General features: G+C 70.2%; 15 protein-coding genes. 4 read left to right on the top strand and 11 right to left on the bottom strand.

Annotation, left to right across the window (positions count from 1 at the left end; translation table 11 throughout):
* Positions 1–236: 236 nt before the first annotated feature.
* The 3 genes from BLR04_RS12120 to rph form a co-directional block, all read right to left on the bottom strand.
* Entirely contained in the window at positions 237–1,766 is a 1,530-nt protein-coding gene (locus BLR04_RS12120; RefSeq protein WP_090763035.1) for a molybdopterin-dependent oxidoreductase, read from the bottom strand.
* Between the two features lie 813 nt (positions 1,767–2,579).
* Positions 2,580–3,170, bottom strand: a complete 591-nt coding sequence (rdgB, locus tag BLR04_RS12110; protein WP_090762798.1) for an RdgB/HAM1 family non-canonical purine NTP pyrophosphatase — start codon at positions 3,168–3,170, stop codon at positions 2,580–2,582.
* On the bottom strand, positions 3,167–3,886 hold the full coding sequence (rph, locus tag BLR04_RS12105; protein ID WP_090763032.1) for a ribonuclease PH: 720 nt from the start codon (positions 3,884–3,886) through the stop codon (positions 3,167–3,169). Before rph ends, rdgB begins: the two co-directional genes overlap by 4 nt.
* 68 nt (positions 3,887–3,954) lie before the next feature.
* Here rph and BLR04_RS12100 point away from each other — a divergent pair, with 68 nt between their 5' ends.
* The gene (locus BLR04_RS12100; RefSeq protein ID WP_090762796.1) at positions 3,955–5,199 is read left to right on the top strand and encodes an MFS transporter; all 1,245 of its coding nucleotides are present in this window, start codon (positions 3,955–3,957) and stop codon (positions 5,197–5,199) included.
* On the opposite strand, the gene BLR04_RS12095 is transcribed toward BLR04_RS12100, so the two are convergent.
* From BLR04_RS12095 to BLR04_RS12090, 3 genes are all read right to left on the bottom strand, one after another.
* Positions 5,184–5,936, bottom strand: a complete 753-nt coding sequence (locus BLR04_RS12095) for an MBL fold metallo-hydrolase (protein WP_090762795.1) — start codon at positions 5,934–5,936, stop codon at positions 5,184–5,186. The two genes, BLR04_RS12100 and BLR04_RS12095, sit on opposite strands and share 16 nt — an antisense overlap.
* A 217-nt stretch (positions 5,937–6,153) precedes the next feature.
* Positions 6,154–6,312 (bottom strand): hypothetical protein, encoded by a 159-nt coding sequence (locus tag BLR04_RS40570; RefSeq protein WP_176903041.1) that lies wholly within the window; start codon positions 6,310–6,312, stop codon positions 6,154–6,156.
* 182 nt (positions 6,313–6,494) lie between these two features.
* Complete coding sequence (locus BLR04_RS12090) at positions 6,495–7,286, bottom strand: thioesterase family protein (protein WP_090762794.1); 792 nt, start codon at positions 7,284–7,286, stop codon at positions 6,495–6,497.
* 102 nt (positions 7,287–7,388) lie between these two features.
* Between BLR04_RS12090 and BLR04_RS12085 the strand changes: the two genes are divergently transcribed.
* Entirely contained in the window at positions 7,389–7,715 is a 327-nt protein-coding gene (locus BLR04_RS12085; RefSeq protein WP_143022019.1) for a hypothetical protein, read from the top strand.
* Between the two features lie 132 nt (positions 7,716–7,847).
* Entirely contained in the window at positions 7,848–9,701 is a 1,854-nt protein-coding gene (locus BLR04_RS12080) for a DUF3352 domain-containing protein (RefSeq protein ID WP_245740195.1), read from the top strand.
* A gap of 78 nt (positions 9,702–9,779) precedes the next feature.
* On the opposite strand, the gene BLR04_RS12075 is transcribed toward BLR04_RS12080, so the two are convergent.
* The 5 genes from BLR04_RS12075 to clpS all read right to left on the bottom strand — a co-directional run bounded on the left by BLR04_RS12075 (position 9,780) and on the right by clpS (position 12,375).
* Positions 9,780–10,727: a PLP-dependent cysteine synthase family protein gene (locus tag BLR04_RS12075; RefSeq protein WP_090762788.1), complete on the bottom strand. Its 948-nt coding sequence runs from the start codon at positions 10,725–10,727 to the stop codon at positions 9,780–9,782.
* A gap of 1 nt (position 10,728) precedes the next feature.
* Positions 10,729–11,001 (bottom strand): MoaD/ThiS family protein, encoded by a 273-nt coding sequence (locus tag BLR04_RS12070; protein WP_090762786.1) that lies wholly within the window; start codon positions 10,999–11,001, stop codon positions 10,729–10,731.
* 137 nt (positions 11,002–11,138) lie between these two features.
* Positions 11,139–11,540, bottom strand: coding sequence for a M67 family metallopeptidase (locus BLR04_RS12065; RefSeq protein ID WP_090762784.1), 402 nt, complete (start codon positions 11,538–11,540; stop codon positions 11,139–11,141).
* A gap of 9 nt (positions 11,541–11,549) precedes the next feature.
* Positions 11,550–12,074: a DUF2017 domain-containing protein gene (locus BLR04_RS12060; protein ID WP_218128835.1), complete on the bottom strand. Its 525-nt coding sequence runs from the start codon at positions 12,072–12,074 to the stop codon at positions 11,550–11,552.
* Positions 12,075–12,081: 7 nt separating this feature from the next.
* Complete coding sequence (gene clpS, locus BLR04_RS12055) at positions 12,082–12,375, bottom strand: ATP-dependent Clp protease adapter ClpS (RefSeq protein WP_090762780.1); 294 nt, start codon at positions 12,373–12,375, stop codon at positions 12,082–12,084.
* Between the two features lie 52 nt (positions 12,376–12,427).
* On the opposite strand from clpS, the gene BLR04_RS12050 reads away from it, so the two are divergent.
* Positions 12,428–13,708: a nicotinate phosphoribosyltransferase gene (locus BLR04_RS12050; protein WP_090762778.1), complete on the top strand. Its 1,281-nt coding sequence runs from the start codon at positions 12,428–12,430 to the stop codon at positions 13,706–13,708.
* Positions 13,709–13,720 lie beyond the last annotated feature (12 nt).

The raw sequence follows: 13,720 nt of genomic DNA, 5'->3' as shown, positions 1-13,720 counted from the left end.
AGGCGACGCCGTCACAGGGAGGGCAAGTCGGCGAGATTCACCGCCCGATCCCCACCGCCCCACCTGCGCAAACACCCCAAAGCACCACGGTCCTCACCGCGCGCCCCCTCTCCACGGGGCCTCACACCACGAAACCTCACGTCACGAAGCCTCACCCCACGAACCCTCCAGCACGAACCCCCCAGCACGAGGCCTCCAGCACGAGGCCTCCAACACGAGGCCTCCAACACGAGGCCTCACTCCACGAGGGCGGTGATGGTGTGCCATCCGGTGGCACCGTCAGGCGCGGGTGGCGCGAGCGCGTCGGTCTGGGTCCTTCCCGCCGCGTCCGTCGCCCGTACCTCGATCTTGTGAGTCCCTGGCGTCGCCGCCCAATCGATCGACCACTGCCGCCAGGTGTCGGGCCCGGGCACCTCGGCCAGCCGCGCCTGCCGCCACGGACCGCCGTCGACCCGCACCTCCACGGCGTCCACCCCGGTGTGCTGCGCCCACGCCACGCCGGCGATCGTCGTGTCGCCCGCCTTCAGCGTGGCCCCCGACCGCGGCACGTCGATGCGCGACTGGGTCTTGATGGGTCCCTTGGCCGCCCAGCCGCGCGGCGTCCAGTACGCCTCGTCCTGGTCGAACCGGGTCGCCTTGAGGTCCACGACCCACTTCGTCGCCGACACGTACCCATACAGACCAGGCACCACCTGCCGCACCGGGAAGCCGTGGTCGACGGGCAGCGGCACGCCGTTCATGGCGATGGCGAACAGGGCGTCCCGGCCGTCCATGACCACGTCCGTCGGCGTGCCGCAGGTGAAGCCGTCCGCGGAGGTGGACAGCAGCATGTCGGCGTCCGCCCGCAGCCCGGCCTCGCGCAGCACGTCGGCCATGCGGACGCCGAGCCAGCGGGCGTTGCCCACGTACGGCCCGCCGACATCGTTGGAGACGCAGGTCAGGGTGACGTCCGCCTCGGTGAGCGGCATCCGGAGCAGGTCGTCGTAGCTGAGCTCGACGGGCCGGTCGACCATGCCGTGGATACGCAGCGTCCAGTCTCGGGGATCGACCCGCGGGACGATGAGCGCGGTGTCGACGCGGTAGAAGTCGCGGTTGGGCGTGATGAACGGCGACAGGCCCTTGATCCGCAGGTCGGCGCCCGCGGGGACGGGCTTCGCCGGGGTCGCCGGCTGCGGCAGTCTCACCCCGCTGCGCGCGGCGTCCACCGCCTCCCGGCCGCCGAACTGCCGCCCGAGCACGGTGGCCGCCCCGGCTACGACCACGCCCCCGGCCGCCCCGGTCAGCAGCCGCCGCCGGTCGAACGTCACGGGCTCCCCGGTCCCCCGCATGGTGACCGGCCGCTCCACGCTCTCACCGGTTCCGCTCGTCGCGGCCGGCCGCTCCCCGCTCTCCTCATCCACGTAGGACGGCCCCACCGCGACCGGCCTGGACGCCCGCCGTACCAGCAGGGCGAGCGCCCAGGCGCCGGCGGCCACGCCGATCACCGTCGGCAGGACGTCGCCGAGGCCACCGTCGGGCCGGGTGACCACCGCGAGCGCGCCGATCACGCCGAACGCCGCCATCCCGGCGAGCCCGACGGCGAGCCTGCGCCTGGCCGCCATCCCGAGCACGGCCGCCACCGCGGCGAGGACCACCAGAACGCCGCCCACGAGCACGGCCTTGTCGTTCTCGCCGAAGGTCCTGATCGCGAATTCCTTGACGGCCGCGGGCGTCAGGTCCACCACGGCGTCGCCCACGGCGACCACGGGAAACGTCTGCGGCCCCATGACGCCGGCCGCGAGCTGCGCGACCCCGAGCGCCACGCCCCCCGCCACCAGGCCCGCCAGGGCACCCGCCCAGGCGGGAAAAGTTCGATTGCTGCGCACACCGCGACCGTACGCCGCCCGGGGCCGCGAGGTTCTTACGCGGTGGTTACGAGCGCGACCGCCGACAGAATGTGGCGGTCCTGTCAGGCCGGACGGCCGGCGGTCGGTCGCCCACCACAGCGTGATCTCGCACCACACACGACAACCGTTTCGACGTGCGACCACGGCCGGTGCCGGTCGCCCCCGACGCGAGCGCGACGATGATCGGAAGCAGCTCACGGCCGGCGTCGGTCAGGACGTACTCCAAGCGGGCCCTCTGCGACGACTCCCGGTAGGGCCGCTTGGCGAACAGCCCCTCCGCGACGAGAGCCCTCGGTGAGCGGTTCGGCTGTCGCAGGCTGGGGCGCCCCGGCGACACGCCGCCCCTCGTCCTCACCCTGCGGCTGCGCGGCACGATATGAGACCCGGCTTTCCTGGACGCCGTCTCCCGCGACAGTCGCGGCCTCAACGCCTTGACGGGCACACCGGCTTCGTCCGCGCCGGAGCCGGTGGACGGCGCCGTCGCTTTCATCCGCGCGCTCGGCCTGCGGAACGTCGACCTGCTGGGGTGGTCGCCAACCGGGATCGATGTCGACCGCACACCGGCTCACGAACGCGCGCACCGTCCTGTGGCGCGCCGCGGGCCACGGCTTCCTCTTCCAGCACGACTTCGCGCGCGAGGTCGACGGTTCCTCGACGCGCCGGAATGATGCGCCGGCGCCGTCACCGCGACGATCAGGGAGTCAGCAGCTCGCGCACGATCGGCACCAGCGCGCGGAAGGCCCGGCCACGGTGGCTGATCGCGTCCTTCTCCTCGGGAACCATCTCGGCGGTCGTGCGCTCCTCGCCGTCGGGCACGAAGATCGGGTCGTAGCCGAACCCGTTGCCACCCCGGCGGGCTCTGATCAGCCGGCCCGGCAGGACGCCCTCCACCACACGCTCCTCACCGGACGGCAGCGCCAGCGCCGCCGCGCACGCGAAGTGGGCGGTCAGCCGCTCCTGCGGCACGTCGGAGACCTGGGCGAGCAGCAGGTCGAGATTGGCGTCATCGTCGCCGTGCCGCCCGGCCCAGCGGGCCGAGAAGACGCCCGGCATGCCGCGCAGTACGTCGACGCAGAGCCCGGAGTCGTCGGCCACGGCGGGCAGCCCGGAGCCCTGGGCGACGGCGTGCGCCTTGAGCAGGGCGTTCTCCTCGAAGGTGACGCCCGTCTCGGCGACCTCGCCGATCGAGGGGAACTCCTCCAGCCCGACGATGTCGAAGCCGTCGAGGATGCGGCGCAGCTCGGCGATCTTGCCGTGGTTGCGCGTGGCGAGCACGATCTTCATGAGGTGAGGGCTTCCTGCTGGATCAGGGTCAGCTCCTCGCACCCGGCCACGGCCAGGTCGAGCAGCTGGTCGAGGGCGCCCCGGTCGAACGGCACGCCCTCGGCGGTGCCCTGCACCTCGACGAAGCTGCCCTCGCCGGTCATCACGACGTTCATGTCGGTCTCGGCGGCGACGTCCTCGGAGTAGCAGAGGTCGAGCATCGGCACCGACCCGACCACGCCCACGGAGACGGCGGCGACGGAGTCGATGAGGGGGTCGCCGGGGCACATGCGCCGCTCGCGCATCCAGGCGATCGCGTCGGCGAGAGCGACGTACGCCCCCGTGATCGCGGCCGTTCTGGTGCCGCCGTCGGCCTGCAGCACATCGCAGTCGAGCAGAATGGAGTTTTCCCCCAACGCTTTGTAATCGACGCACGCGCGCAACGACCGGCCGATCAACCGGGAAATCTCATGGGTGCGTCCGCCGATTTTCCCGCGGACCGATTCACGATCGTTACGTGTATTGGTCGCTCTCGGCAACATGGCGTATTCGGCCGTGACCCAGCCCTGCCCGCTGCCCCTGCGCCAGCGGGGGACGCTGTCCTGGACCGAGGCTGCGCAGAGCACTCTCGTGCCTCCGAACTCGACCAATACCGAACCTTCCGCATGGGCGAGCCATCGGCGGGTGATCGTGATCGGGCGGAGCTGGTCAGGGTTGCGGCCATCCTGTCGGGACATGCAGATCACCCTATCTCCGTGCCGCGACGCTCTTGACCAAATGTGTCCGACACATAGATCCTTACGCAATGACAACGGGGGTGTTGCGAAACCCTGACTTCTTACGATTCCTCAGTTCCCATGTGGCGAACGAACTAGGTGCGAATATCTCACGCGTTGCGCTGCCTCTAGTGGCGGTGATGGCCCTCAACGCCGGCCCCACAGAAGTGGGTGTGCTCTCGGCCCTTCAGACGGTCGCGTTCCTGTTGATCGGACTGCCCGCCGGCGTGTGGGTCGACCGCCTGCGCAGGCGGCGCGTGATGATGGCATCCGATCTGGCCCGGTTCGTGCTGCTGGGCAGCATCCCACTGGCAGGGCAGCTGGGACTGCTGTCGATAGAGCTCATGTTCACCGTGGCGCTGCTCGCAGGGGTGGCCCAGGTCTTCAACGACGTGGCCGACCAGACGTACCTGCCCCAGCTGGTCGACACCCGCCAGCTCGGCGACGGCAACGCCAAGCTGGAGGTGGTGCGCTCCGGGGCGTTCCTCGCGGGGCCCGGCGTGGGCGGCGCGCTCGTACAGCTGCTCGGCGCCACCCGCACGCTGACCGCCACCGCGCTCGGCGCGCTGGCTTCGGTGCTCTTCCTGCGCTCGATCACCGTGCCCGACCCGCCACCCGCCGACACCCGCCGCGACCCACTGCTGCACGGCATCCGCGAGGGCCTGGCCTACGTCCGCCAGGATCGGCTGCTGCTCGCGTTCGCGGCCTCCTCGGCGATCGCCAACCTGTGCGTCAGCGGCGTGACGGGGCTGTCGGTGCTGTTCCTCGCCCAGGACGTCGAGCTGGCGCCGGGGGTCATCGGCGTGCTGTTCATGTCGGGCGGGATCGGCGGCCTGCTCGGCGGCCTGACGGGCGGCCGGCTGGCGGCGAGGTTCGGCGTCGCGAGAGTGACCTGGATGGCCGCCGTCGTCGCCGCGCCGTCCGGGCTGCTGCTGCCGTTCACCGAGGCAGACTGGCGGGTGGTGTGCTTCCCGCTCGCCTCGATGGCACTGTCGTGGGCCGCCACGTTGTCGAACGTGGGCCAGATCACCTACCGGCAGACCTCCACCCCCGACCACCTGCTGGGCCGGGTGAACGCGTCGGTGAGGTTCATGACCTGGGGCGCGATGCCGCTCGGCGCCCTGCTGGGCGGGATCGTCGCCCAGCAGATCGGCGTGCGTCAGGCCCTGTGGGTGCTCATGGCCGGCCGGTTGCTCGCGTTCGTGCCGCTGCTGCTGTCGCCGTTGCCGCGGATGCGCGACTTCGCCAAGTCTCCGGCTCAGGTCAGCTCGTAGACGGCGCCGCTCCTGGCCAGCTCGATCGGGCCGCCGTAGCCGCCGCCCGCCGCCTCCTCCAGTACGGTCGCCTGGTCGTTCCACGGCACGAGGTGGGTCAGCACGAGCCTGCCCGCCCCGGCCTTGGCGGCGTGCTGGGCCGCCTGCCGTCCGGTCAGGTGGAGGTCGGCCGGCAGGCCGGGCCGCTCCACGAACGACGCCTCGCACAGGAACAGGTCGACGTCCGTGGCCAGGCGGACCAGCTCGTCGGACTCGCCGGTGTCGCCGGAGTAGGCGACACTCCTGCCTCCGTGGGAGACGCGGAAGCCGTACGCCTCCACCGGGTGGTTCACCAGGCCCGCCGTCACGGTGAACGGGCCGACCTCGAACGTCCCGGGAGACAGCGCCGCGAAGTCGAACGCGCACTCCATCGCGGGCTCGTCCGGCATGCCGTACGCGTCACCGAGCCGGGTGGGCGCGTCGGCCGGCGCGTACACGGGCAGGGCCGGGTACGGCGCCTGCGGACCGTAGGTTCTCGCGACGTGGTAGGCGCACATGTCGATGCAGTGGTCGGCGTGCAGGTGCGACAGGCAGATCGCATCCACGTCGTACAGGCTGGTGTGGCGTTGCAGCGCGCCGAGCGCGCCGCTGCCGAGGTCGAGCAGCATCTTGAACCCCTCGGCTTCGAGGAGGTAGCAGGACGCGGGGCTGTCGGGGCCGGGGTAGCTCCCGGAGCATCCGACAATGGTCACCTTCATGTGGGCCTCCCGTTGGCGGTGGTACCCCCCACTGGTGTGCGTTCGACCGCGTCGATCCCCTGGCTCGGGAAACGTCGCCCCAACCGGGCGCGGAGCAGGGGGTCGCCGACGGCGTCGGGGCGGTGCCGGGGGGTGGCGTCGCCTCGTGCAGCCGGGTCGCGGCCGTGGAGGATCCGACGGACGTGCTTGGCCGTCTGTTCGGCGCTGGAGACCAGCGTCATGCCGTCACCGGAGACTTGGGGGCTCTCGCCGGTGAGCAGCGGGTGTGCTGCCGGGCGCGCTGCCGGGCGGGCGGCCACGCGCGGGCGCTGACCTCCGCGCTGCCGACCGGCCCGTACGGCCGGCGGTCCTGGCCGGTCAGGTACGGGAACGGCACGCGGGGCAGCCGGAGGGCGATCGCCCTCGCGGTCGCCGCGCTGCCCGTCCCGCCGCCGGGGACCCGTACGTGTGTCCGACACGTTCTAGAGGGTAGGCGACCTGGTCCTTCGACACTGCGTAAGAATCCTCACAGCGCGGCAGGTGTCGAACAGACGGCTATGGCCTGCGTCACATCGCGTTTCAGCCTCTCCCGACACGGGCGAGCTGCCGCGACTGGGCCACGAGCCGGCCGGTCGAGTCGCGTACCTCGACCTCCTCGTCGAACCAGCCGTCGGCGACGAGCCGGCCGCTGCCGAGCAGGGTGAGCCGGCCCGGCGCGGGCAGGGCGCGCAGGTGCCAGGTGAGGTCGACGGTGGGCGCCCAGCCGCGCCCGCCGGCCGAGAACACCACGGGGGGCAGCGCGTCCACCGCGAGGGCCAGCACGTACGGGTCGGGGTCCTGGGGCTCGGTCATGCGGAAGTACGCGCGCGACTCGGGCCGGCCCGTGGACTCGCCCTTCAGCCAGCCGATCGTGGGCGGGTCGAAGAGCAGTTCCATCTGGGCGTTGAGCGTCATGCCGGATTCGGGCTTGGGGTCGGGCAGCTTGACGCACCGCTCGACAGGCGGCATCTCGTACGCCGCTTTATCGGCATAAATCGGCTCGACGTCGTGCAGCGTGGCCGTCGTCACCAATCCCTCGATCTGCGGCACTCCGTCCTGCACGAGCGTCACCCGGGCGAACGCCGCCGTACGGCCCGCCTTGAGCGGCTCCACCCGCACCTGCGCGGGCCCAGGCACCGGCGCCCGGTGGAACTGCGCCGTCGTGCTCACGGGATGGTCGAACGGCGAGGCGTCCACCGCCGCACGCAGGATCACGGCCATCAGGTAGCCGCCGTTGAGCGGGCCGCCGATCGAGTAGCCGGGGTCGAGGCACACGTCATAGGTGTTCTCGTCGACCCTGATGGCCTGCGTGGCCTCGTCGAACTTCGTCATCCGCTCCCGCCTCACCTCTGGAACTATGTTCTAGATACTGTAGAGCATCTCCCGCCAGCGCGCCTGCCTGCGAAAACATGATTCGGCTGACAAAGTTCGATCATGGCAAGTGTCACCGAACTCATCGGTCAATCCGTTTGGGACGCCAACGGGGTGTGGGTCGGTTTCGTGGTGGACATCCGGGTGATCAAGCACAAGGGCGAGCTCCAGCAGAGCCACACCGTTTACGGGCTGGTGGTCTCCAGCCGCCGCGCCCCGCTCATGCTCGGCCTCACGCGCGACCGCGACGGCGGGTCCACCTGGTTCTCGCAGATGGTGGCACGGATCGTCTACGCGGGGTGCACGTTCGTGCCGTGGGACAACGTCCACGACTACACCGAGGGCGAAGTGCATATCGATGTACTGAGAAAAGAGCTGAACAGGGTCTAAATCCCAACTTCAGTACTTTGCAAGCGCCTGTATAGCAACATCCGTTACCTTCTGCTGTGGCGAGAAGTCCACAGTGTGAGTTGAGTGATGTCTGCGAATAACCCCCCGAACGGCCAGGACCCGGACCGGACCATGATGTACCGGCCCCAGGGCGGGCCCGAGAGCGACCCCACGGCGCAGTACCCGGGTCAGCCGTACCCGCCGCAGCAGCCGTACCAGCAGCCTTACGGCCAGCCGCACGGACAGGGGGCCTACGACCAGCAGGCGTCCCAGCCCCAGCCCGGCCAGCCGCAGTACGGTCAGCCCGCGTACGGCCAGCAGCCCGGCCAGCCCCAGTACGGCCAGCAGCAGTACGGCCAGCCCCAGTACCAGCAACCGCAGTACCAGCAGCCCCAGTACGGGCAGCAGCCCGGCCAGCAGCAGTGGCAGCCGCAGCAGCCCCAGCAGGGCTGGCAGCAGGAGCAGGCCAGCTGGCCACAACAGCAGCAGCCCCAGTACGGGCAGCAGGGCTGGCAGCAGCAGGGCCCCGAGGGCTTCGGCCCGCCCCAGCCGGCCAAGAAGGGCGGCAAGGGCTGGCTGATCGCCATCGCCGCGACGCTCGCCGTTGTCCTGTTCGGCGGCGGCGCAGTGTGGGCCGTGGGCGCCCTGGGCGGCGGCGGCGCGCAGCCGAGCGACGTCCTGCCCGCCGACGCGCTGGCCTATGTCCGGCTCGACCTCGACCCGGCCGCGAACCAGAAGGTGGCGCTGTTCCAGCTCGCCGGCAAGTTCTCCACCACCAAGGACAAGTTCACCGGCGAGGACCCGCGCGAGGCGTTGTTCAAGCTGTTCGATCAGGACACCGAGTCGAAGGCCGACTTCGCCAAGGACATCGACCCTTGGCTGGGCAGCCGGATCGGCGTCGCGGTCGTCCCGTCCGGCAAGGAGGACCCCGACGTCGCGGTGGCCGTCCAGGTCACCGACGAGGAGGCGGCCAAGGCCGGCATCGCCAAGCTCATGGATGGCGACAAGTACGGCATCGCCTTCCGCGACGACTACGCGCTGGTGGCCGAGACGCAGGAGCTGGCCACCAAGTACGCGACGGCCACGGGCAGCCTGTCCGACAACGCCGAGTTCGGCGACGACATGAACGCGCTCGGCGAGCAGGGCATCCTGTCGTTCTGGGCCGACATGAACGGCGTGCTCCAGGCGGCCAAGGCGGAGATCCCTGCGGAGCAGGCCGCGGCCTTCGAGCAGCTGAAGAACGCCAGGTTCGCCGGGGCGCTGCGCTTCGACAGCGCCTTCGTCGAGCTGGCCGGCCTGACGCGGGGCGCGAGCGGGATGGCCGCCGACGGCGACCTTCAGCCCGCCGACCTGTCCACCCTGCCCGCCACCACGGCCGGTGCGCTGTCGATCTCCGGTCTGGACGAGGTGCTCACCAAGAACTGGGGCGAGGTCCAGAAGCAGGCAGGCGCGAGCGGCGGCCCCGAGGCGCAGCAGTTCCTCCAGCAGATCCAGACTCAGCTCGGCCTGAAGCTGCCCGACGACCTCGCCACGGTCGTCGGCAAGAACCTCACGGTCGCGGTGGACAGCGAGGGCCTCGAGAGCAACCAGATCAAGGGCGGCCTGCGCATCGCCACCGACCCCGCCAAGGCGCAGGCCATCATCGACAAGGTCCAGCGCGGGCTGACGCAGGGCGGCGCGGCGCTCCCGCCGATCGCCAAGGCCGCCGGCGACGGCGTGTTCACGGTGGCCACCACCGAGGAGTACGCCAAGGCGCTGGCCGCGCAGGGCACCCTCGGTGAATCCGAGGCGTTCCGGACGGCGATCCCCAACGCGGGCGAGGCCAACTTCGCGATCTTCGTCGACCTCGACAAGATCGAGAAGCTCTACCTCCCGTCCATGCAGGGCGACGACAAGGCCAACGCCGAGGTGCTGCGGGCTGTCGGCCTGAGCGGCACCAGAAGCGACAGCGAGGCGTCGTTCTCGCTGCGCGTCCTGTTCAACTGACGTCACTGTCACGCGAAAGGCGGCCGGTCGAATCGACCGGCCGCCTTTCGCGTTCGTCAGCGCTGTCCTGTCAGTGGGTCACGCCCAGAGCTGGCCTTCCAGCCGCTCCTCCGCCTCGTCGAGAGTGCCTTCGTACGCGCCCGTCGACAGGTATTTCCAGCCGCCGTCGGCGACCACGAACACGATGTCGGCGCGTTCGCCCGCCTTGACGGCCTTCGCGGCGACGCCCAGTGCCGCGTGCAGCGCGGCACCGGTCGAGACGCCGGCGAAGATGCCCTCCGTCGCCAGCAGTTCGCGCGTGCGCCGCAGCGCGTCGGCCGAGCCGACCGAGAAGCGGGTGGTGAGCACCGACTCGTCGTAGAGCTCGGGGATGAAGCCCTCATCGACGTTGCGCAGCCCGTACACGAGCTCTCCGTAGCGCGGCTCGGCGGCGACGATCTGCACGCCGGGCACCCGCTCGCGCAGGAAGCGCCCGACGCCCATGAGCGTGCCCGTGGTGCCGAGCCCGGCGACGAAGTGGGTGACGGTGGGCAGGTCGTCGAGGATCTCGGGACCCGTGGTCTCGTAGTGGGAGCGCCAGTTGGCCGGGTTGCCGTACTGGTAGAGCATCACCCAGGACGGGTTCCGCGCCGACAGCTCCTTCGCCATGCGCACGGCCTCGTTGGAACCGCCCGCAGCGGGCGAGGAAATGATCTCCGCGCCCCACATGCGCAGCAGCTGGCGGCGCTCATCTGAGGTGTTCTCCGGCATCACGCAGATCAGCTTGTAGCCCTTGAGCCGGGCCGCCATGGCGAGCGAGATGCCGGTGTTGCCGCTGGTGGGCTCCAGAATCGTGCAACCGGGCGCGAGCAGGCCCTCCTTCTCGGCCTCCTGGATCATCCAGAGGGCCGGACGGTCCTTGATCGAGCCCGTCGGGTTGCGGTCCTCGAGCTTGGCCCACACTCGCACGTCGGTGGAAGGCGACAGCCGCGGCAGCCCCACAAGGGGCGTACGGCCGACCGAGTCGATCAGCGAGTCGAACCGCATGTCATCCCCCGGCGACGGCGGGCAGCACGGTCACCGTGTCGCCGTCGGTCACCGGGGTGCCGAGGCCGCCCAGGAACCGCACGTCCTCGTCGTTCAGGTAGACGTTGACGAAACGGCGCAGGTTTCCCTGGTCGACCAGGCGGTCCTTGATGCCGGGGTGCCGGGACTCCAGGTTGCCGATCAGCTCTTCGAGGGTCTTGCCCTCGGCGCTCACGGCCTTCGCGCCGTCGGTGTAGTTACGCAGGATGGTCGGGATGCGAACTTCGATGGCCATCGCGCTCAGTCTCCTCAGATCAGGTCGTCCCATCGGCAGCAACGCCGACGGCTGGATGGGGATTCCAGCTCAGCGACAGTCGTAGACGACGACAGCCGGAGTGTGTGCAAACAGAAAGCTCTGCACCGGCCTGACCATCATGGGAGAAACCTTACCTCTTCCTCGGTAATCACTCCGTCGACGATGCGGAACGAGCGGAACTCCACCGCGTTCTCCTCACGCGTCGAGACCAGGACGTAGTGGGCGTCCGGCTCGGACGCGTACGACACGTCGGTGCGCGAGGGGTAGGCCTCGGTGGCGGTGTGGGAGTGGTAGATCACGACCGGTTCCTCGTCACGGTCGTCCATCTCCCGCCAGACCCGGAGTTGCTCCAACGAGTCGAAGCGGTAGAAGGTGGGCGAGCGTTCGGCGTTCTCCATGGGGATGAACCGTTCGGGAACGCCGCCTCGCCCGGCGATGACGCCGCAGGCCTCGTCGGGGTGATCGGCCCGGGCGTGAGAGACGATCTTGTCTACCAGTTCCTGCGAGATCGACAGCATGCCCGGAAGCTACCAGAGCGCTCTGACCAGGCTGTCCTGCAGGTAGGTCAGCCAGTCGTAGGTGACGTAGGCCGGGTAGCGGGGGTCGTCCTCGGACATCATGGCGATCTCGTCGTGGACCTCTTCCGTCACGTCGAGCTTGGTGCCGAGCGTCAGGCGCAGGTCGTTCAGCGAACGCAGCCACGCCTGGGCCTCTTCTGCCGACAGCTCGGCCCGCCCGGCCCGCGCGGTGTCGTGGACGGTCTGCGCGTCGGCCCGCTTGCCGTCGCGCAGCGTCGCCTCGGTGTAGCGACGGAACTCGGTCGAGTCGCCCTCGTCCTCGTACGCCGACGGGAACAGCCGGGCGAGGACCGGGTCGGTGGGGGCGGCGCTGTCGCCGATGCCGAGCGCCCGCTCCAGCGGGTCGTCGCTCGTCTCACCGGGCGGGACGATGCCGAGCATCATGGAGGCGAGCGACCGCAGCAGCGAGACCTCGGCGGCCTCGAACTCCGCGACCACCCCGCCGTTCTTGCCGCTGGAGAACCCCGAGCTCACACGCGCCTCACTTGACCGAGTCCGGCTGGAGCGTCGCCCACAGGCCGTAGGAGTGGAGAATCTGCACATCGCGTTCCATCTCCTCGCGCGTGCCGCTGGACACGACGGCCTTGCCCTTGCGATGGACGTCGAGCATCAGCTTCTCGGCCTTCTCGCGCTCGTAGCCGAAGACGGTCTGGAAGACGTACGTCACGTAGGACATGAGGTTGACGGGGTCGTTCCAGACGATGGTCACCCATGGCAGATCGGGCCGGACGTCCGATGACGGACGCTCGACCTCGATTGGAGCGGTGCTACCCACATCCCCGAGTCTGCCCTATCCGGGCCGTAGTCTTCGAGTCGTGAGATTGTCCATGAGCACTGCGTTGCACACTGATCACTATGAGCTGACGATGCTGCAAGCCGCCCTGCAGAGCGGAGCGGCCTACCGGCGCACGGTTTTTGAAGTTTTCGCCCGACATCTCCCAGGTGGACGGCGGTACGGAGTTGTCGCGGGCACGGGACGTGTCCTCGACGAGATCGAACGCTTCCGTTTCGGTGATGAAGAACTCACTTTTCTGCGTGAGCACCAGGTGGTCGACGAACCCACCCTGGCCTACCTCGCCGACTACCGGTTCTCCGGCAACATCTACGGCTACCGCGAGGGCGACCTCTACTTCCCCGCCTCACCGATCATGGTCGTGGAGGGCACGTTCGCCGAGGCCGTGGTGCTCGAGACCATCATCCTGTCGATACTGAACCACGACTGCGCCATCGCCTCCGCGGCCTCCCGCATGTCGAACGCCGCAGGCGCCCGGCCGCTCATCGAGATGGGCTCGCGGCGCACCCACGAGAGCGCGGCCGTGGCGGCAGCCCGGGCCGCGTACATCGCCGGGTTCAACTCGACCTCCAACCTGATGGCCGGCCACCTGTACGGCATCCCCACGGCCGGCACGGCGGCGCACGCGTTCACGCTGCTGCACGACTCGGAGCAGGAGGCGTTCGAGGCCCAGATCGCCTCGCTCGGGCCCGAGACGACCCTGCTCGTGGACACGTACGACGTGGCAGAGGCGGTGCGCACGGCGGTCGAGCTGGCCGGGCCCAAGCTCGGGGCGGTCCGCATCGACTCGGGCGACCTCGCGGCCGCCGCGCAGGAGGTGCGCGAGCAGCTCGACGCGCTCGGCGCCCACCACACCCGCATCCTGGTCACCTCCGACCTCGACGAGTACGCCATCGCCGCGCTCGCGGCCGCCCCCGTGGACGCGTACGGCGTCGGCACCTCCCTGGTGACCGGCTCGGGTGTGCCGACGGCGGCCCTGGTGTACAAGCTGGTGGCACGCGACAGGGCCACGGGCCGGCTGGAGGCGGTGGCCAAACGCTCGGTGGGCAAGCCGTCGCGCGGAGGCCGCAAGTACGCGTACCGGATGATGGACGCGGCCGGCCGCGCCACGACCGAGCTGATCCTCACCGGCGCCCACGAGTCGCCGGAGAACGGTGTCCCGCTGCTGCACGAGCTGGTGCGCGAGGGCGTGGTCGTCGGCCGCGAACCCCTGTCGGCCGCCCGCGAGCGCCACGCCGCCGCCGTCGCCACGCTCCCGCAGGAGGCCCTCCACCTCGGCCGGGGGTACGCGGCGGTGCCGACGGAGTTCAGCTGACGTATCGTGCTC

Origin of the sequence: Nonomuraea maritima, from assembly GCF_900100395.1 — a bacterium.
Taxonomy (GTDB): Bacteria; Actinomycetota; Actinomycetes; order Streptosporangiales; family Streptosporangiaceae; genus Nonomuraea; species Nonomuraea maritima.
Note: the sequence above shows the minus strand (reverse complement) of the source record. Positions and strands in the feature narration are given on the sequence as shown.

Coding starts and splice junctions, on each gene's coding strand:
- BLR04_RS12120 (WP_090763035.1), bottom strand. CDS start 1,766: ATGGGGCCGCAGACGTTTCCCGTGGTCGCCGTGGGCGACGCCGTGGTG.
- rdgB (WP_090762798.1), bottom strand. CDS start 3,170: ATGAAGATCGTGCTCGCCACGCGCAACCACGGCAAGATCGCCGAGCTG.
- rph (WP_090763032.1), bottom strand. CDS start 3,886: ATGTCCCGACAGGATGGCCGCAACCCTGACCAGCTCCGCCCGATCACG.
- BLR04_RS12100 (WP_090762796.1), top strand. CDS start 3,955: ATGACAACGGGGGTGTTGCGAAACCCTGACTTCTTACGATTCCTCAGT.
- BLR04_RS12095 (WP_090762795.1), bottom strand. CDS start 5,936: ATGAAGGTGACCATTGTCGGATGCTCCGGGAGCTACCCCGGCCCCGAC.
- BLR04_RS12090 (WP_090762794.1), bottom strand. CDS start 7,286: ATGACGAAGTTCGACGAGGCCACGCAGGCCATCAGGGTCGACGAGAAC.
- BLR04_RS12085 (WP_143022019.1), top strand. CDS start 7,389: ATGGCAAGTGTCACCGAACTCATCGGTCAATCCGTTTGGGACGCCAAC.
- BLR04_RS12080 (WP_245740195.1), top strand. CDS start 7,848: ATGATGTACCGGCCCCAGGGCGGGCCCGAGAGCGACCCCACGGCGCAG.
- BLR04_RS12075 (WP_090762788.1), bottom strand. CDS start 10,727: ATGCGGTTCGACTCGCTGATCGACTCGGTCGGCCGTACGCCCCTTGTG.
- BLR04_RS12070 (WP_090762786.1), bottom strand. CDS start 11,001: ATGGCCATCGAAGTTCGCATCCCGACCATCCTGCGTAACTACACCGAC.
- BLR04_RS12065 (WP_090762784.1), bottom strand. CDS start 11,540: ATGCTGTCGATCTCGCAGGAACTGGTAGACAAGATCGTCTCTCACGCC.
- BLR04_RS12050 (WP_090762778.1), top strand. CDS start 12,428: ATGAGCACTGCGTTGCACACTGATCACTATGAGCTGACGATGCTGCAA.